The following is a 19,684-nucleotide window of genomic DNA, read 5'->3' as shown; positions in this document are numbered from 1 at the left end:
TAATTGCCGGGCAGATTGTTCCGGCGGATTTTGACGCATTGCGCCCCGGCGCAAATGGATACGATCTGATATGAATATCTCTCTGCTCCGGTGGTGGTTGTTTTGTTTTATGTTTGCCGCTACCGGCGCCATAGCAGAACAAACGGCTTTTAAAAAAAATACTGCCGGCGGCCAGACAACGTACCAGTACAAGTGGCTTGATGCTCAGGACAGAACCCAGTCTGTCAGTTTTGCGCTGGATAACAAAAAGCTGGCAGCGGGACCACGGGAACAGAAAAATTACCGTCCTGAGCTTGCCATGCGATATGTAACGGTAGAGCTGCTGAATGTGGCCCGCCAGTTCAACCCAAAAGATGCCAATATTCAAATCAGGCAACAGGGTGACAAAGTATCAATAAAAGTAAAATCCCGTAATAAGGAAAAACTGGCAGTCATTCAGGGCCAGCTGGCGCAAGCGAAGGAAAAAGCATTCAACGATTACCTGCAAAAGCATTACTACACACGCTACCGCACATCATTTAATCAGGAAGCCATCAAGCCGGATCATGTAAGGTACATTAATGAGATGACCGGCACACTGATCCCGCTCTCACAGGCATTTTACGAGAAAGTGAGTACACAGGCGGATGCCAGAGAATATTTCAATATTCTGCTCAGTTGGGTGCAAAGCATTCCCTACGACGCATTGGATAACCGGGCACAAAGTAACGGTTCAGGTTTTGCACCACCCGCCCAGTTGCTGGCTGAAAACCGTGGTGACTGTGACAGCAAATCCGTACTGACCGCTTCTATTGCCAGAGCTTTTCTGCCAGACACCGCCATGGTACTGGTATTATTGCCTGACCACGCCCTGCTGGGCATAGCACTTACACCACGCAAAGGTGAGAGAACCATAAAAGCCGATGGCAAAACCTACGTGTTGATAGAGCCCACCGGCCCGGCGTTATACGAAGTGGGTGAAATTGCGCCAACCTCTGAATTTGCCGTAGCACAGAAAAAATATACGCTGGAAGAAATTCAGTAAAAAAGGCCGCGCAGAGGCGGCCTGAAAGGAATCATTCAGCTCAGAGTTCCTGCTCGGCAAACTCTGCCAGACGTGAGCGTACCACCCCGTCCAGATTAATCGTGGCGCTGCCGGAGAAATTCTTGAATCTTTCTACCAGATAGGTCAGCCCCGATGTTACCGCTGACAGATAATTGCTATCTATCTGTGCCAGGTTACCCGAACAAATCAGCTTAGTGCCCTCCCCGCACCGGGTAATAATGGTTTTCAGTTGGGCAGCCGTCAGGTTTTGCGATTCATCCAGAATAACGATGGAGTTCTGGATGCTTCGCCCGCGCATAAAGTTTACGGACTTAAACTGGATGTTCGCTTTCTCCATGATGTAGTTCATCGAACTTTTCGCGTTTTCATCATGCTTATGCAAAACTTCCAGCGAATCGGTGATGGCTGCCAGCCAGGGGGCCATTTTCTCTTCCTCAGTGCCCGGCAGGAAACCGATAGACTCGGCAATTTCCGGCGTAGAACGCGTAACGATAATTTTATCGTACATGTTCTTCTCTACCACCATTTCAAGGGCGGCAGCCAGCGCCAGCAATGTTTTACCGCTACCGGCAGGCCCGGTAAGAATAACAAGGTCAATATGCGGGTCCAGCAGCGAGTGCAATGCCATAGCCTGGCCAATATTCTTAGGTGAAATCCCCCATGCATGGCGGCCCATCAAGCGCTCATAACCTAAATCGAGCACCTCCAGCGTGTCAGAAGTCATATCCTCAACAATACCGGCGAACTGCTGCGTATCGTCCAGCAGGTATTCGTTGATGTAGGGATCTTCCATGACATTACGGGGGATCGTGTGGATGGTGTCTCTGCCTTCCGAGCGACTTTCTACCGATTTCACCTTTTCCCAGAAATTGCCTTCAAATTTATGGAAGCCCTTCGACAAGTATTTAATGTCTGTGATGAGCTGGTCGGTACGGTAGTCTTCTACGTGAGCAAGCCCTGCGCCTTTTGCTTTCAGGCGCATGTTCAGATCTTTCGTCACCAGCACAACTTGCTGGGGTGCATAGGTTTTCTGCAGATGCAGCGCCACATTAATGATACGGTTGTCATTTTCGTTGCTGGTAAATATTTGCTGGGATTCAGCCATATTCAAATCAGCGAAAATAGACAGTGCACCAGAGGGTTTATTTTCTCCTGCACCCAGCCCTTCAAGGGATACGCCTGCCAGCATGTCTTCCGGGGTGGCGTCATGAAGTAAGTCTTCCATTGAGCGGATAGATACTCTGGCATCACGGGCAACGTCTTTTTTACTGTCTTTGATGTAATCGAGTTCTTCAAGAACAGTCATCGGAACGACAACGTCATTTTCTTTGAATGAGAGAAATGCAAGGGGTTCGTGTAGCAGAATATTCGTATCTAAAACGTAGATCTTTGTTTCTGTGGATTTTTTTCTTGGCATCCTTCGCTCCGTCAAGAGTAAAACCTCGCCCGCCTGATTACTGACGTGCAATCAAGAGTCCCGCGAAGGAGAAGATGCCTGTGTCGAACCGGACGCTCAACTCCATGTCGCGTCGACCTTCAAATTAACCATAATCCAGTTTTCCCGGCTTGGCTATTAATTTCTTTTCTGATTGCGCGGGCGGCAAACCCGAACCCGATTTCATCAGTAGTCCGCCAGCCTTCGGCTACACTTCTGTGAAACTTACCCGGTATGGTGCTTCACGGCTTTATTCGTACAGCGGTGTTCAGTACAATACCGGCCGCTAAAACAAAGGGTGGTAATATGAGTTCTGTAAATACGTTTTCAGCCGGTCAGCGCTGGTTGAGTAACACTGAGTCTGAATTAGGTTTAGGGGCTGTGCTCAGCGTCGATTTTCGTTCTGTTGAGATACTTTTTCCTGCAACCGGTGACAGCCGTATTTACACGAAGGACAACGCCCCTCTCACCCGTCTTATCTTTACTGAAGGCGACGTCATTACCAGCGAAGAAGGCTGGACTTTACAAATACAAAAGGTAGAAGAAAGCAACGGTGTACTGATTTATCACGGATTGCGCGAGGACACCAAAGAAACGGCGCGACTGCCGGAAACCTTTCTCGACCACCACATCCGGCTGAACCAGCCGGAACAGCGTTTATTTAACTTTCAAACCGATCCCCCTAAGTGGTTCGAACTGCGCCAGAAAGCTCTGGAACATCAGCATGCGTACCTGAAATCAGGCACGATTGGCTTGTCTGGTGCGCGGATTGAATTAATCCCTCACCAGTTACACATTGCCTCTGAAGTGGGTAACCGTCATGCACCAAGGGTATTGCTTGCCGATGAAGTGGGATTGGGTAAAACCATTGAAGCCGCACTGGTTATTCATCGCCAGTTAAAAACCGGCCGGGCACAGCGGGTACTCATTGTGGTACCGGACTCCCTGGTCCATCAGTGGCTGGTTGAAATGCTGCGCCGGGTAAATCTGGCCTTCGCCATTTTTGATGAAAGCCGTTGCGATGCGCTGGACGAGTCGGGCACGAACCCGTTTGAGAACGACCAGCTGGTACTGTGCAGTATCAGTTTCTTAAAAGACAATCCTAAACGCCACCAGCAGGCCCTTGATGCCGGCTGGGATTTACTGGTTGTCGACGAGGCCCATCATCTGGCCTGGTCCAAAGATGCGCCTTCTAAAGAATATCAGCGCATTGAGGCTCTGGCAGAAATCACCGCCGGCGTTCTGCTGTTAACAGCCACCCCTGATCAACTGGGACATGAGAGTCACTTTGCCCGTCTGCGGCTGTTAGATCCTGCCAGGTTCCATGATTACAATCACTTCCTTGAAGAAGAAAGTCAGTACAGTGCACTTGCAGACGCAGTGTCACCGTTACTCACAGACGAGCCGTTATCTGCTGATGCAAGAGAAAAACTCACGTTTCTCGCTCCTGAGATAACCGGCCGCTACAGCGATATGGATGAACCGGCCACACGTAAAGCCATTCTTAGTCAGCTGATTGATACACACGGCACAGGCCGGTTGTTATTCCGTAACCGTCGCGCCGGTATTGAAGGCTTCCCGGTAAGAATGCTGAACAGCTATCCGTTGCCTCTTCCGGAATTGTACGACAGTGCCGTCTGCGGCGGTGAACTCTTCGACGCGTTATATCCGGAGCGCCAGAGCGCGCTGGTTAACAGCTGGACAGATAACGACCCCCGTGTTGACTGGTTGCTGGAATTTTTACCCTCTGTCCGCCCTGCCAAAGTACTGCTGATTTGTGCAGACAAACGCACCGCACAGCAACTGGGTGAAGTGATCAGAACCCGCAGCGGTATTCGCCAGAGTGTATTTCATGAAGGCATGAGTATTGTAGAGCGGGATAAAGCGGCTCACTATTTCTCCGACCCGGAAGAAGGGGCGCAAATTTTACTGTGTAGTGAAATTGGCAGCGAAGGCCGTAACTTCCAGTTTGCCCATCATCTGGTGCTGTTTGATTTACCGCTTACACCGGACTTACTGGAACAGCGTATCGGTCGTCTGGACCGCATAGGTCAGACAAAAGATATTCAAATCCACGTGCCTTACCTCAGTCAATCTGCTCAGGAAGTGTTGTTGAAATGGTATCGTGATGGTTTAGGTGCTTTCTCACATACCTGTCCCACAGGCTCCGGTGTATTCGAAGAAGTGCAGTCGCAATTAGTGGAAGCCTGTCTGGACCCTGAAAACGAAGCGCTGGTTTCTGAACTGGTTACCACCAGTAAAGCCCTGAATGACACACTGAAAGCCAGACTGGATGCCGGCCGTGATCGTCTGCTGGAATTGAATGCGTCAGGCGAAGGTAAGGTAGACGGGCTGCTCGAAGAAATTGTTGAGCAGGATGCATCTGTTGAGCTGTCCCGCTTCATGGGCCGCCTGTTTGATGCCCTTGGCGTTAATCAGGAAGAGAAAGGTAACGACTGTTTCATTCTGACCCCCTCAGAATCGATGGTTAATCACCTTCCGGGGCTTGATCCTGAAGGGATGACAGTCACCTACCGCCGCCGCATTGCCACGACGCTTGAGCATGTGCACTTTTTAAGCTGGGATCATCCGCTGGTCCACAATGCCATCGATATGGTGTTAACGGATGTACTGGGTAAAGCCAGTGTCGGGTTTATCGCTGATAAAGGTTTGCCAAAAGGGGCATTCTGGCTGGAGTCACTGTTTGTACTTCAGGCAAATGCAGATCGCCAGCTGCAACCGGGCCGCTTCCTGCCGGCAACACCGCTGCGCATTTGTACCGACGGACACGGTAAACCGGTAGACCAGGTCTTTGACGCTCCACGTAAAGCCGGCAGAAAAATTGTTCAGCAACTGATTCAGGCATTGCAACAACCGCTGACACTTCACATTGAAAAAGCCACTGCAGCGGCTCAACAACAAGCGAACCAAATTCAGCATGATGCCATTGAAACCATGCAGGCAACTTTAAGCGCTGAAGCCCGCCGCTTACGGGATTTACAAGCACAGAATCCGTCAATACGGGACAGTGAAATCGAATTTATTGAGACCCAGCTGACGGGCTTAACCGCCGCGCTGCAGTCTGCAACAGTTCAACTGGAAGGCCTGCGTATCGTGGTGAATAATCCGTGAGTATGCCCGCCGGTAAAAAGCCGTTTATTTACAATCCGCCCATGTCACCTTATTTGTCTCTGGTGTACTACGACAATGACATTGTGGTGGCAAATAAACAAAGTGGCCTGTTAAGTGTGACGGGTATCCAGCCCGCACACAAAGATGCGCTTATCAGCCGCGTGCAAAAAGTGCTGCCTTCTGCCACCGTGGTTCACCGGCTGGATATGGCAACCTCCGGCATTATAGTGATGGCGCTAAACAAAGAGGCTCACCGCCGGCTCTCAAAGCAGTTTCAGGACAGGCTGACGAAAAAGCGTTACTACGCGAGGGTTGATGGCACAGTGGCGGATGATGAGGGAAGTATTACCCTGCCCCTGATTGTGGACTGGCCTAACCGCCCCAAACAGAAAGTAGATTTTGAGAATGGCAAGCCCTCACTAACATATTACCGTGTTATTAAACGTCTTGACGGGGAAACCTGGGTCGAGCTGTTGCCGGTCACCGGCCGCTCTCATCAATTACGGGTGCACATGCTGTCACTGGGTCATCCCATTCTGGGTGACAGGTTATATGCTCATGATGAAGCCAGAGCGAAGGCTCCCCGCCTTCAGCTCCACGCTGAAACGCTGATCCTGCAACATCCGTCTTCGGGGGAATGGAAACGGTTTACCAGCGATGTGCCATTCATGGACTATCAACCTGACACGCTGCCACTTCCGGGGTCGGACGACATCAACCCGGATTAAGTTTTGCTTTGCACTGCCGATAACCTGTTTAGCCAGATTTGTTAACCGGAGTCCCAGTGTTCCGCTCGATAGTGTGTTTTCTTTTATTGCTGTCCGGCAGTACAAGGGCCGGCATACTTGCAGACGATATTCGTCAGCAGTATTTGCCGTCTGAGTATGAAACCGTGCTCGCCGGTGAAGAAGACATTCCGGTTTTCTCTGCGCAGCCCACCACCACCCTCAGTCGCGGTGTAGCGATTATTTTTATGGATACAGGCTATCAGGGCCTGACCTTACAAAATGCACAGCAACTGGCTGCCAGACTTAATCAGTGGGGCTGGCACACCCGTGTTGTGCCTTCTCCGGTAAGTTTAAATGCGCTGGCAACAACCCCTGCCACAGAAACAGCTTCCCCTGCGGACGGCGATGAAGTGCAAAGCGACAGTGATACGCTGAGTGCACTGATGCATCCCAGGGCGTGGGCGGGTTCACCGGTAGCCGATGCAAGCACTAGCCAGACAATGATGGCTTTGATAGCCGGTGCAGTCTTTCGCAGTGTGGATGATGTTCCCGGGTTCAGACTGGTGATCAGTCAGGGAATGGGTGCAGCGCAATTTCTCTCCCTGGCCGTTACCGATAATGTGCCCCCGCCTGATGGTCTGGTGGTGATAAGTCCCTACTGGCCCCAGAGCGGCCTGCAGCAAAATATATCAGAGCAACTTGCCAGTACATTGTTTCCGGTACTTGATTTACAGCTGCCGGGCTCGACTCCCTGGACTGCCGGAGCCCCTGCTATCCGTCGGACAGACGCCACAAAGGCGCTCAAACTTCACTACCGGCAGAAGCAGTTAGGTGCATCAGTTAATCTCGCCAGCACGTTCGGAAACTCGGCGTTCAGTAACAGCCTTAGCAAAGAAATTTATGGCTGGGTAAATTACCTGGGCTGGTAAAGCGCTTCAAAGCGGAAGTCAATGGTGAATTTTTACAAGGAAATCAAAAGCCTGTTTACTTTTGTTTACAAATCACACAAAATACCCGGTTAACGACTATACTAACTAATCATTTGGGTATCAGGCAGCGCCGACTATGCTTTTGTCATTTGTTGATACCAAGGCCGCGCAGCTATGCTTTTATATTCGCGGTTTTTGGCAAGACGAAATCCCACATTCTGAGGTAGAAATATTCTTCTGGGACACTATGGAAGAATGGAGCCTGGTTCATTACGACCTCGATCAGCCATACACTCAAAGAGAACGTGTATTCTGGCATGTGCTGCATCAACTCCACTTCTGGTCTGAAGAAAAACTCAAATACGACCCCTTTCTGGTGGAAGAACTGACCACCTGTACCGCTTTTTTGGAAGGCAAAGGTGCCTGTCCTCTCGACTGCGTAGGCATCCGTCCCTGAACGACCTTCACAATTGCTTATGGCGGTTGTGTTTCCTCCCGTTACATGATCAAATACTCTTTTGGTTACTGACCGGTAAGTTTTCTTATGCGTTTTATCCAGTCCTTTGCTGACCGGCGACTCTTCAGTATTTTCGTGTTCGGTATTGCCAGCGGTTTTCCCTGGGTCATGATCAGTTCTGTCATGACAGCCTGGCTAAAAGATGAAGGCTTATCCCGTACAGATATCAGCTTATTCGGCAGTATTTTTGCGGTTTACGCAATTAATTTTCTCTGGTCCCCCCTTCTCGATCGCATCCGTCTGCCCTGGTCAGGTCAGCGCAAAGGTTGGATTTTCCTGATGCAGGGGATCATCGTAGCCTGCTGTGTGATGATGAGCATGCTGGACGCCACTCACTCATTATTCTACGTTGCCCTTTTCGGTCTCAGTATCGCCCTGTGTTCCGCTACTCAGGATATCGCGATTGATGCTTACCGGATCGATATTATTAACGATGATGAAAGAGAGAAACTGGCTGCAGGCTCATCTATGGCTACCGCCGGTTGGTGGACTGGTTACGGCGGTCTGGGCGCACTGCCTTTCTTCATTGCCGACTGGACAGGCTGGGCCTGGAATGACATCTATTTATTGCTGGCCGGCGTAATGGGCATCATTATGATATTCACCCTGTTTGCACAGGAGCCGGTTACAGACCGTGCGGCACAGCTCAAAGCTGCAACAGAATATTATCAGAAGGCCCTGGGCGCTGTTCCGCAAAGTGCAGGCTTTGTGCAAAAAGCCGGCGCGTGGTTTTTTGTTACTCTTGCAGAACCATTCCGCGAATTTTTTACCCGTAACGGAACAAGGCTCGCATTATCACTATTGCTCTTCATCTTCCTGTTTAAAATCGGTGAAGCCTTTCTGGGTCGCATGAGTCTTCAGTTCTACATTGAGCTGGGATTCAGTAAAAGTGAAATTGGTGGCTACTCCAAACTGCTGAACTGGTGGGTGACCATATTATTTTCCGTCATAGGCGGTATGGTAACCATCCGCTACGGCATTTATCGCGGGTTGTTTATTGCCGGTATTGCCATGGCAGCCAGCAACCTGATGTTTTCACTGATGGCCCGGGTGGGGCCGGATAAAACCTTATTTGCTCTGACAATTATCGTCGACGGTTTCACAGCCGCCTGGAGTACCGTTGCCATGGTCGCGTTCATCTCGCTGATGTGTAACCGCACCTTTTCAGCCTCCCAGTACGCGTTAATGGCGTCGTTAAGTGTGGCAGGGAAAAACCTGCTGGCATCAGGCAGTGGTTACATAGTAGATAAGCTGGACGGCGACTGGTCGACCTTTTTCATCATTACCGCCTTGATGGTGATTCCCAGTTTATTGTTTTTGCGGGCGATGAAACCCCACATTATGAAAGCAGAACAGCAGGCACAATAATGCCGGGTTTCTGGTAATTTGAAATTTAACAACTACGCTTTATAGACATCAACACGTACCTTCGTTCATGCTGACCATAGAAGATTTAAAAGGGAAAATCAGGCGAACTTACCTTGTTGCACTAAGTGCCATTGCACTGTTACTCACAGTGTACTTTGCATGGACTCAGCAGTATCTCGTTTCGACCCAAATACAACCTCAGATAATCAATATTGCAGGAAAGCAACGCATGTTGTCTCAGCGTATTGCATTTCTGCAAAACTTGCTTGTGTCTGAAGATGACCGCGCCCGCAGAGTATCACTGAAGTCGGAGCTTGTTGACCGGACACGGGAGTTTGCCAGAAGCCATGAAGTACTGGTTGCCAGGCAATCTTTGAACGGCTTATTTACTCCACTATCCGGTGATCTGGAAACACTTTATTTCTCGAAAGAAAGTGATCTGGACTCCCATGCCCTTGAGTATGCCGACCGGGCTCTGGAACTTGCCAGTATGCCGGATTCTGCTCTGACCTCTGCGTCTCCGGTCAGCCTTTCTGAAGCCACTGAGCTGCTGGAAGATCTCGACCATGCGGTACTGCTTTTTGAACAGCAACTCTCTGCTGAGCTGAGATTTAATCAGTGGATGTTACTGGGAATCTGGTTCATCACTCTGGGCTTATCTTTGCTCACTGTATTGTTGCTCTTCAGACCCTTAAAAAATCTGGTGCTGGAGCAATTTAATCTGGTTCAGGAAGCGAAGCGGGATGTGGAATTCGAACGTGAACAAACGAATAAGGTGGTATCCACGAAGGAAGAGTTTCTGGCCAGTATGAGTCATGAATTCCGTTCGCCAATTTCAGCCATTATCGGTGCGTTGGAGCTCATGCCAAACATGCAATCCAGACAGGGTCAGTTGATTCAGAAAGCAGAACAAAGCTGCTATCGCCTGCTTATGCTGACAAGCAACCTGGTGGATAGCATGCAGTCGAAACAAATTGATGAGGTGTTTGTAAACGAAGATTTTGACCTCATCCGGTTACTGGACGATGCGCTCAGCCAGTTTGCTTACAATTGCCAGCAAAAAAACCTGCATTATCAGGTAAAGAACGAGAGTACTCTGCCCCACTATGTGAACGGAAACTCATCCAGTCTGATAAAAGCACTCAAAAATATACTGGACAATGCCGTTAAATTCACTCCCGAAGGCTCAGTATCAGTATACAACCGCTTGTCCGTCAGTGATGGAAAGCTGCTGTTGACCATTCGTGTAGTTGATACCGGCATTGGTATCCCCGAAAGCGACCTGCAGAATATATTTCAGCGCTTCTACAAGGCTCACGGCAATTCAAGATTATACAGCGGAGCAGGCGTCGGATTATATGCATCCCGCACTTTGGTGGAACAGGCGGGCGGCACTATCACGGTTACCAGCGCACTTCATAACGGGTCGGAGTTTACGTTGAATGTACCGCTCAACGCAGCCAAAGGAGATACCCGCGAGGCGAAAAAGCCTGTATCGTCCTCAAAATTTGCTGTTGTTGATGACCAGGAAATCACCCGCATTCACTTATCTCACATGATTGAGAGTGAAGGCTATCACGTTGACACCTATCTCTCGGGCGCAGATCTACTGGCCAATCAGGATAAACTAAAAACCTATGACGGCATCATCACCGACTATTACATGCCAGGCATTAATGGCGCCGAATTAGCCAATTATCTGCAAGCTATGCTGGGTGAGAGGATGCCACCGGTCATTATGGTTTCGGCTGCGCCGCAAATTGCCAATATCATTGCCAACTCCAACATTCCGGCCTGGCAGGTGTTTGTTAAACCCATCGACAGGAACCGTTTTATCGACTCCATTCACCATCTGAGTCTCAATAAAGGCAAATCTTTCAGTCAGTCAGACAAAGTCAATGTGCTTATCGTCGAGGACGAGCCTATTAATGCTGAGATCCTGAGGGATATGGTGGAAAACCTTGGCTATGACGTTACCCTTGCAGAGGACGGTGAGAGCGCACTGTCGAGAGCCGGCGAGGAAGAGTTCAGTATTATTTTACTGGATCTCAATTTGCCGGATATGAGCGGCTTTGAAGTAGCAACAATACTCAAAGAACGTGGCTGCAAATCCCATCTGGTGGCCGTTACGGCCAGCGCTTATGAAAGCGATAAACAACGCTCAATGGAAGTAGGTATGCGTTACCATCTGGTGAAACCGGTCGCCTATCAGGAACTGAAAAATACCATGAAGCTGCTGCTGGCGGTGTCTTAACCCTGCAGCTGCCCTATTTGCTTTTCATTTTCGTGGTGCCATACAGATACCCGGTTACGGCCACTATTCTTAGACATATACAAGGCCTGGTCGGCTTCTTCCAGCCATGCCATAGAAGAACTGACCGGTTTTCGGAATTCACTGAGGCCGATACTGACTGTGAAGCGGATTTGTTGCCCTTCATGATCAATCACCATGTCTTCCGCCAGCCGGCGGATGCGCTCAGCAACCTTGAGCGCGTTTGATGCAGTTGAATCCACCAGGATCACCGCAAACTCCTCTCCGCCGTAACGACCGGCCAGATCGGTTTCACGGATACTTTTTTGAATAACTCTGGCCAGCGTTTTTATCACCAGATCACCGGCCTGGTGCCCGTAGGTATCATTGATCTTTTTGAAGTGGTCAATATCCAGCATACAGGCTGTCGATACACTTTCACGGCGCTGAGACAACTTAAACAGACTATCAAACCGCTCCTGCCAGTAGCGACGGTTGAATAAGCCGGTCAACCCGTCCACCCGGCTCATATGCTGTAATTCGTCATTCAGACGCTCTACCCGAAGCTTACTCAATGCCTGATCTGTTACGTCATACACCAGCATACACAGCTTGTTTACCGTACCATCCGGTGAAGAAAGGGGAAACATGGTCACGTTCTGGAACATGTAAAGGGCATCAGATGTAATAGGCCGGCTCGTGCTGAAGCGGAACAAATACGGACGCTGCTCCCAGATAATAAAAACAGGGGTCTTCAGATTGAAAACCGGTTCGGCTTTACTTCTGAGCCACTGTTCATCTATCTCATCAAACAAAGAAAAAAGCTTTTTACCGCTAACCTGACTAGGCCGCAGACCGGCGTGGTTCTCCATGAACTGATTCCACACTTCGATGGTGAAATCTTTGTCCATTACCACTATTCCCACCTCAACAGAACTCAAAAGATCCTGTTGCCAGTGCATGCTAATCAGTTCATCAGAAATCATGCTACATGTTCCTCATCGACCAGGCGGGAATAAATCTTGGCCATTGATTGCTCCGGAAACAGTAACAACAGATCAAAACGGATATCCCGGCTTTTGATGGCATAGGCAATTTCAATCGCCATGACTTTCCCCCAGCGACTCGCATTATTATTCAACATGGTTTCAAATCCGCTGTGCTGTCCCAGTAATATGGGATGACTATGACTGAAAGTTACATTCAGTTGGGCAGATAATGCGTTAAGACAGGCACCGGTAAGAATATTGGATACGTCCATTAACGCTTCGAGTTGCTGATCTTCTGTGGCGACCTGGTCGTTGTAATTCAGCAGCCGGATAATATTTTCCATTTTGGTGTCGCTGAAAATCACCAGTGCTTCACCCTTAATGCCCGCGCTGGTAAAACCTTTGGAAACGGCTGAAACCCGTTGATTCTGGTGCGCTTCAGCCAGCGCCATATGCAGTTCTGTGGCTTCAATGACATTAACATTGGGAATAGGCAAATCGATAAATTCACCGAGCAACCGGGCAAGGCTCTCACCGGCCTGCCCCATGGCAACATTTACCAGTTCGCGGTAGGCATCCAGTTGCTCATCTGCGGTATTTTTTTGCGTGCCGGCCAGTTGCAACGTACGGTTCTGCGCACTGCTGTCACCACTGTAAATACCATACTGACGCAATAAGGCGGTGAGTTTCTGGTTGTCCATCGGCTTGCGGATAAAATCCAGCGCCCCTAAAGCTACCATGCGTTCCCGCGCTTCCGGCTGTACATCACCGGACACCACAATCACCAGACAAGGTAAATCCTGTTCGCGGATGGCTTTCATGGTTTCATAGCCATCCATCACCGGCATATTTAAATCAAGAAACATCACATCGGCTTTGCCTGCACGGATTGCGTCAAGGGCTTCCTGACCGTTACCGGCAAACGAAATACTCACATCCCAGCCATCAGGTATGGAACGGGCCATTTGTTTGCGTGCGAAGCCTGAATCATCGCAAATCAGTACCGGTGTGGTCATTTCTGCCCCTTAAATAGCAACAGGCGCTTTAATGTGCGGATGAGCCTGGTAATTTACCAGTTCGAAATCATCAAACGTGAAACCAAACAAGTCTTTCACTGCCGGGTTTATGTTCATTTGCGGCGACGGAAACGGCTCTCTGGCTAACTGGATCTCTGTTTGTTCCAGATGGTTGGAATACAGATGAGCATCACCCAGGGTATGAATAAATTCACCGGGTTCCAGATCGCAGACCTGCGCCACCATGAGAGTCAGTAACGCATAGCTGGCAATATTGAAGGGCACACCCAGGAATACATCACCGCTGCGCTGATATAACTGGCAGGACAATTTACCGTTCAGCACATAAAACTGAAACATGGTATGACACGGCGGCAAAGCTTGTCTGCCGTTGGCTGCATTTTCTTTGGGCGAAACAGACGTATCAGGTAATACGGCAGGATTCCATGCACTGACAATTAACCGGCGGGAATCAGGATTACTTTTGATTTGCTCAACCACGTCTTTAATCTGATCGATTGTGGTGCCGTCTCCGGCATCCCAGCTGCGCCACTGATGACCATAAACCGGCCCCAGCTCGCCTTCATCAGTGGCCCATTCATCCCAAATTGAAACACCGTTTTCTTTGAGATACCGAATGTTGGTTTCACCTTTAAGAAACCATAACAACTCATGAATGATAGACTTCAAATGACACTTTTTGGTTGTGACCAGCGGAAACCCTTTCGCAAGGTCGAAACGCATCTGATAGCCAAATACGCTTAACGTGCCGGTACCCGTACGGTCTTCTTTTTTCACGCCATGCTCTTTCACATGACGCATCAGTTTGAGGTATTCTTTCATACTTGCTTTTTCTTATGATTGTTCTGATTTTTGTACCGGCGATTTGCGCATGTAAGCCCACATCATCAGGCCGGCGCCGAGCAGGATCATGGGAACACAGAGTAGTTGCCCCTGGCTCAGACCCACGGAATACAAACCGATGTGCTGATCCGGTTCACGGAAGTACTCAACGATGAAGCGGAAACAGCCGTAACCAAGCAGGAATAAACCACCTGCCGCCCCCGTAGGACGAGGCTTCGCAGAAAACAGCCAGAGAATGGTAAACAGTAGCACACCTTCAAGCGCGAACTCATATAATTGAGACGGGTGACGGGGCTGCTCTCCCGCGCCGGGGAAAATAATCGCCCAGGGCACATCGGCAGGACGCCCCCATAATTCGGCATTCAGGAAGTTACCTATTCTGCCGGCTCCCAGGCCAATGGGGACAAGAGGCGCAACAAAATCACCGATTTGCAGGAATGTGGCGTTCATTCTCTTTGCCTGCCATGCCAGTGCAACCAGTACCCCCAGAAGCCCGCCATGGAAAGACATACCACCGGTCCATATTCTGAACAGATAGGTCGGATCTTCCAGGAACATACCGAACTGATAAAACAGTACATAGCCGATACGACCACCTAAAATCACCCCCACAAATCCCCAGAATAGCAGGTCGCTCAACTGGTCACGGGTCCAGTTAGTTTGTGACAGGCGCTTTTGCGCCAGCATATAAGCAGCCACAAAGCCCACAAGGTACATCATGCCGTACCAGCGCACACTCAACGGGCCGATGCTAAATATAACCGGGTCTATATTGGGAAAGACCAGATAACTACTTTCTGCCATGGTTTATTCTATTCCTACAATCATTCTTATACTTACCAGCACCAGCAGGCAGGCGAGCATTTTCTTCAATAAAACAGTATTCATCCGCTGGCCCAGACGGGCGCCGATATTGGCGGTAAATACCGAGGTACACACAATACCTAAAGTTGCCGGCCAATACACGTAACCTATCGAGTTTTGCGGAAGTCCGTCGACGGATGAACCGGTAAGTATAAAGCTGGCGGTACCAAACAGTGCGACGACCAGTCCGCTGAATGCTGCGCAGCCAATTGCCTGCCGTACATTTACCTGAAACCACACCAGTGCCGGCACCAGCAGAGCGCCACCGCCAATGCCCATTAATGCACTGACACAACCGGTTCCCGCGCCCACAGAAACCAGTGCAGGTTTACCGGCTTTATAAGAGGAGGCCTGTCTGCGGCCAAATACCATCTGTGCAGCCACTGCTATTACCAGCACAGCAAAGATATTTTTCAATGTATGTCCCGATATAGCACTGGCAACGTTAGCGCCTGCGATAGCCCCGAAGGCAATGCCAATACTGCTCCAGATAACAATATGACGGTCGAGATTACCCAGTTTGTGATGGGCCAGCGCGGAGGATAAACCGGTAAAAATAATGGTCGATAACGAGGTGGCAACAGCCATAGGCATGACGGTATCGGTATTTACGCCAAGGAAGTGTACCAACAAGTAGGAAAGACAGGGAACGATAATAAGACCGCCGCCGATGCCGAGCATCCCGGCGAGCAGGCCAACAACCAGGCCTAAGGCCATACAGCAAAAAAAAAGTATTAAAAAAGGGTCCATGCGCCGCATCCGGATTGACGAGGCGCGTAGCGTATCACAGAACCATGACGATTTGTGTTTCTTGACACCAGCTGCAACTATTCTCCCAGATCTGTCACGGCAGCAACCAGCTCCTGAAGACTGTGCGTGACTTCATGAAGGTTGGCGGCAATCTTGTTCAGTGCATCTTTTTCGTCACTGGCGCTGGCATCGATCAACGACATCTGTGAGGTAATTTGCTCAATCAACGCATTGTTATTATTCACCACATTCTCAATTTCACCGGTGGCCTGACTTGCACGGCCAGCCAGGGAGCGCACTTCATCGGCAACGACAGCAAACCCCCTGCCTGCCTCTCCGGCGCGGGCTGCTTCAATGGCGGCATTCAAAGCAAGCAAATTGGTCTGTTCTGATATGGAGCGGATGGTACTCACAATATTACGGATATCTGTTGCCTGACCGCTTAATTTAGCACTACTGCTCAACGCTTCAACGACACGTTTACAAATTTGTACAGATAAAGCCTCGGAATGTTCCAGCGCGGCGGAGGCCTCTGCGGACGCTTTTGAGGTACGTTCGCTCGTGAGTGAAGCAAGTGCAATGGTGTCGTGGGCTGAAGTAACACGTGCAGTAATATCTGTAGCAAACTTGATCACCTTTTCGACGCGTCCCTGTTGGTCAAACACAGGGTTATACGTCGCTTCCAGCCAGATTTCGTTGCCCTTGCCATCAATTCGCTTGTATTTGCCGGACTGAAAAGTACCGCTTGCGAGACGCTTCCAGAAATCAGGATTGTTTCGGTAGAAAACATCATCGCAGAACATCTTATGATGCTGACCGGCAATTTGATCGAGGCGGTAATGCATAGCATCCAGGAAGTTCTGATTGGCTGTGACGACTGTGCCGTCCGGCAAAAATTCGATCACTGCCATCGAGCGGTTTAATGCTTCGAAAAGGGCTTCTTTATTTTGCCATTCGTTGTGGCTTTCGGTGACATCTTTCGCCAGTTTGACGACTTTTGTGACCTGGCCGGTTTCATCCTTAACAGGGAAATAGGTGGCTTCCAGCCATACAGCTTCACCGACACTGTTCCGGCGCTCAAAACGGCCGCGCTTTGCACGGCCACTGGCCAGCTCCCGCCAGAATGACTGGTATTCGGGTGATTCACTCACCGTTCCGGGACAGAAAATCCGGTGATGTTTATTCACTACGTCACTTTCCCGCACGCCAAGCAGTCTCTCATAGATGGCATTGGCGGATAAGATAGAACCGTCCGGCGTGAAGGTAATCATGCCGATGTTGTCTTCAATGGCCTGCAGAGCCAGAGCTTTTTCTTCTGCTGCGGTATTTACTTCCGGGAGGGGGTCGACGCGCTTTCTTCCAAACATCATACGATTCCTTACGTATTAGGATTTTCTCATCTGATTGAGAATCATAAAACAAGAATAAGAATCGTTTAAGTCGAATCCGGCCTAAGAAACATTTGTTAGTAATAACAAGGAGATAAACGGCTATTTTATGAGCCTGCCCGTACCAGCCCACCCAGCCCGCGCTGTTCCAGATATTGATTGATATAAACAAACACTTCTTCATGAGTGCTTGCCGTCAAGGTTTTGATAAGCAGTTGTTTAGACTCTTCCAGCGATACATTGCGTACCACCCAGTTTATTTTGCGCAGGTTGTGGGCGTTCATACTTAATTTGCGGTAACCCATTCCCATAAGCAGAATGGCACCGCCCGGTTCACCGGCAATCTCACCGCAAACAGTAACCGGTACCTGATTGGCATCCGCCTGCTTAACAATATCATACAGAGCACTGAGCACCGCAGGGTGATAACTGTTATATAAACTGGCCACACGGGTATTGTTTCTGTCCACCGCCAACAAATATTGCGTTAAGTCATTACTACCGACAGAGAAGAAATCTACCTGTCTGGCCAGCTGTGGCAACTGATAAAGTACCGAAGGTACCTCCAGCATAATACCCAGCTTCGGACGCTCAAGCAGTACATCCATGTCTTTAACTTCATCACTGATTTCAAAGAAAGCCTGGTCGATAAGACGCCTTGCCTCCTGAACTTCCGCGACAGAGGAGATCATTGGCAGCATGATTTGCAGATTCGTTAAACCGATACTGGCCCGCAACATTGCCCGCACCTGTACCAGAAAAATCTCCGGATGGTCCAGTGTCAGCCTGATCCCCCGCCAGCCAAGAAACGGATTTTCTTCGTTAATCGGAAAGTAGGGCAAAGGTTTATCACCGCCGACATCCAGTGTACGCATGGTGATTGGCTGTTCCGGTGAGGCCATCAGGATTTGCCGGTACAGCTCTACCTGCTCCTGCTCAGACGGAAAACGCTCTCTGAGCATGAACGGAATTTCGGTACGGTAAAGGCCAATGCCGTCTGCATTAGCAAATTGCGTCGCTTCAATCTCCGCCGATAAACCCGCATTCACATATAGCGCAATGCGACAGCCATCCTGCGTTTTACATACCTGCCAAGCTTCAGCATCAATACGCTCAGACAGGGTTGCTTCTTCAGCAATGAGCTGGGTAAATTCATTACGGATGGTTTTTTCCGGCGAAATAATCACTTCGCCACCATAGCCGTCAAGCAGGATTTCTTTACCGTTCAGCAGTGCCGGGGAGACGTTCTGGCATCCCATAACCGCAGGAACACCCATGGCTCTGGCGAGTATTGCAGCGTGGGAGTTATTCGACCCGCGGATAGAAATGATGCCTTTAAGGTGAGCTCGCGGAAACTCTGCCAGCATAGAGGCGCTGACTTCTTCAGCAACCAGAATGCTGTCACCTTTCACCTCGTTATTTACCGGCGTCTTGCCTTTGTTGTCGTACAGAATATTCAGCAGAATCCGGTTCGACAGGTCGACAATATCAATTGCCCGCTCCTGCATGTAGGGATCTTCCATATTCTGGAACTTAGCGGCGTAATCTTCCACCACCATTTTCAGCGATGAAGCTGCATCCCATCCCTCACGGATTTTCGCTTCAACTTCACGTCCCAGACTGTTGGCGTCAAGCAAATGATGATAAAGCTGAAAAATGGACTTTACGTCATCGGGAATTGCTTCATCCAGACGACCTGATAAATCATCAACGTGCTTACGGGTAAGTTCTACACCTCGCCGGTACAGACGGATTTCCAGATCTTTATCAGTACAGCGTTTTACCACCCAGTTACGGAGGGAAATTGAACTGTCTGTGGAATAACCGGTACCCACAGCCAGGCCGGGAGAGCCGGCAATTCCGCGCACATTTTTTTGTCTCGGAACAGATTCCACTGCCGCATTCGGCGTAAGTGCACCGCGGATATCCGCATTGGTGATTTCCAGAGCCAGTTGAGTGGCCAGTGTGACGAGGAATGCCTCTTCGTCTTCACCGAAACGGCGCATGGCTTTTTGCTGCATGGTGATCACGCCCAGCACTTTGCGCTGATGAATGATCGGTGTACCAAGGAAAGCGTTGTAGTTTTCTTCTTTTACTTCGGGATAATGCTTAAAGCGGGGATGTTGATGCGCATTTTCGATATTCAGCGGCTCTTCACGCTGACCCACCAGACCAATTAAGCCTTCGGAAAATCCGATGCGGACCAGTTCCACCGCATCAGGGTGCAGACCATCTGTGGCTTTAAGCACGAAATCCTGCTTTTCATAATCAGCAAGATAGATAGAGCAGGAGTCCACCTGCATCGTATGCTTAACCCGGGACGCAAGACGAAACAAAGCCTGATCCAAATCCGGGATCTGGTTCATTTCCTGTACGATGCGTTTTAACGTGGTGAGTATGTTCCCGGT

At 49.7% G+C, this 19,684-nt stretch carries 15 protein-coding genes; 7 read left to right on the top strand and 8 right to left on the bottom strand.

From position 1 onward, the window contains the following. The first annotated feature begins 70 nt into the window (after window positions 1-70). A complete protein-coding gene (locus J3369_RS03875; RefSeq protein WP_349583999.1) occupies window positions 71-1,024 on the top strand; it encodes a hypothetical protein in 954 nt (317 codons plus the stop codon). 40 nt (window positions 1,025-1,064) lie between these two features. Here the strand turns inward: J3369_RS03875 and J3369_RS03870 are convergent, their stop codons facing one another. After that, window positions 1,065-2,462, bottom strand: a complete 1,398-nt coding sequence (locus J3369_RS03870; protein WP_349583996.1) for a PhoH family protein — start codon at window positions 2,460-2,462, stop codon at window positions 1,065-1,067. 324 nt (window positions 2,463-2,786) lie between these two features. On the opposite strand from J3369_RS03870, the gene rapA reads away from it, so the two are divergent. The 6 genes from rapA (at window position 2,787) to J3369_RS03840 (ending at window position 11,408) form a co-directional block, all read left to right on the top strand. Beyond that, a complete protein-coding gene (rapA, locus tag J3369_RS03865) occupies window positions 2,787-5,612 on the top strand; it encodes an RNA polymerase-associated protein RapA (RefSeq protein ID WP_349583993.1) in 2,826 nt (941 codons plus the stop codon). A gap of 2 nt (window positions 5,613-5,614) precedes the next feature. Further along, the gene (locus J3369_RS03860; RefSeq protein WP_349584558.1) at window positions 5,615-6,340 is read left to right on the top strand and encodes a pseudouridine synthase; all 726 of its coding nucleotides are present in this window, start codon (window positions 5,615-5,617) and stop codon (window positions 6,338-6,340) included. A 56-nt stretch (window positions 6,341-6,396) separates the two neighbouring features. Further along, window positions 6,397-7,269, top strand: a complete 873-nt coding sequence (locus J3369_RS03855; protein ID WP_349583990.1) for a DUF3530 family protein — start codon at window positions 6,397-6,399, stop codon at window positions 7,267-7,269. A 136-nt stretch (window positions 7,270-7,405) separates the two neighbouring features. Continuing rightward, window positions 7,406-7,726, top strand: a complete 321-nt coding sequence (locus J3369_RS03850; RefSeq protein WP_349583987.1) for a hypothetical protein — start codon at window positions 7,406-7,408, stop codon at window positions 7,724-7,726. Between the two features lie 87 nt (window positions 7,727-7,813). Continuing rightward, the gene (locus J3369_RS03845) at window positions 7,814-9,154 is read left to right on the top strand and encodes an AmpG family muropeptide MFS transporter (RefSeq protein WP_349583985.1); all 1,341 of its coding nucleotides are present in this window, start codon (window positions 7,814-7,816) and stop codon (window positions 9,152-9,154) included. A gap of 67 nt (window positions 9,155-9,221) precedes the next feature. Next, complete coding sequence (locus tag J3369_RS03840) at window positions 9,222-11,408, top strand: response regulator (protein WP_303573832.1); 2,187 nt, start codon at window positions 9,222-9,224, stop codon at window positions 11,406-11,408. Here the strand turns inward: J3369_RS03840 and J3369_RS03835 are convergent. The 7 genes from J3369_RS03835 to ptsP form a co-directional block, all read right to left on the bottom strand. Beyond that, window positions 11,405-12,391, bottom strand: coding sequence for a sensor domain-containing diguanylate cyclase (locus J3369_RS03835; protein WP_349583981.1), 987 nt, complete (start codon window positions 12,389-12,391; stop codon window positions 11,405-11,407). The two genes, J3369_RS03840 and J3369_RS03835, sit on opposite strands and share 4 nt — an antisense overlap. After that, window positions 12,388-13,410 (bottom strand): response regulator, encoded by a 1,023-nt coding sequence (locus J3369_RS03830; RefSeq protein ID WP_303573834.1) that lies wholly within the window; start codon window positions 13,408-13,410, stop codon window positions 12,388-12,390. Before J3369_RS03830 ends, J3369_RS03835 begins: the two co-directional genes overlap by 4 nt. Window positions 13,411-13,419: 9 nt before the next feature. Then, complete coding sequence (locus J3369_RS03825; protein WP_119500011.1) at window positions 13,420-14,253, bottom strand: thymidylate synthase; 834 nt, start codon at window positions 14,251-14,253, stop codon at window positions 13,420-13,422. Between the two features lie 12 nt (window positions 14,254-14,265). Further along, entirely contained in the window at window positions 14,266-15,078 is an 813-nt protein-coding gene (gene lgt / locus J3369_RS03820) for a prolipoprotein diacylglyceryl transferase (protein ID WP_349583977.1), read from the bottom strand. A gap of 3 nt (window positions 15,079-15,081) precedes the next feature. After that, window positions 15,082-15,888 (bottom strand): sulfite exporter TauE/SafE family protein, encoded by an 807-nt coding sequence (locus J3369_RS03815; RefSeq protein WP_303573836.1) that lies wholly within the window; start codon window positions 15,886-15,888, stop codon window positions 15,082-15,084. 77 nt (window positions 15,889-15,965) lie between these two features. Next, window positions 15,966-17,258 (bottom strand): methyl-accepting chemotaxis protein, encoded by a 1,293-nt coding sequence (locus J3369_RS03810; protein WP_349583974.1) that lies wholly within the window; start codon window positions 17,256-17,258, stop codon window positions 15,966-15,968. Window positions 17,259-17,383: 125 nt separating this feature from the next. Beyond that, complete coding sequence (ptsP, locus tag J3369_RS03805) at window positions 17,384-19,675, bottom strand: phosphoenolpyruvate--protein phosphotransferase (RefSeq protein ID WP_349584555.1); 2,292 nt, start codon at window positions 19,673-19,675, stop codon at window positions 17,384-17,386. Window positions 19,676-19,684 lie beyond the last annotated feature (9 nt).

This window comes from Alteromonas sp. NFXS44 (assembly GCF_040148705.1).
Lineage (GTDB): Bacteria > Pseudomonadota > Gammaproteobacteria > Enterobacterales > Alteromonadaceae > Alteromonas.
The sequence above is the reverse complement of the archived record's forward strand: the minus strand, read 5'-3'. Positions and strand labels throughout refer to the sequence as shown.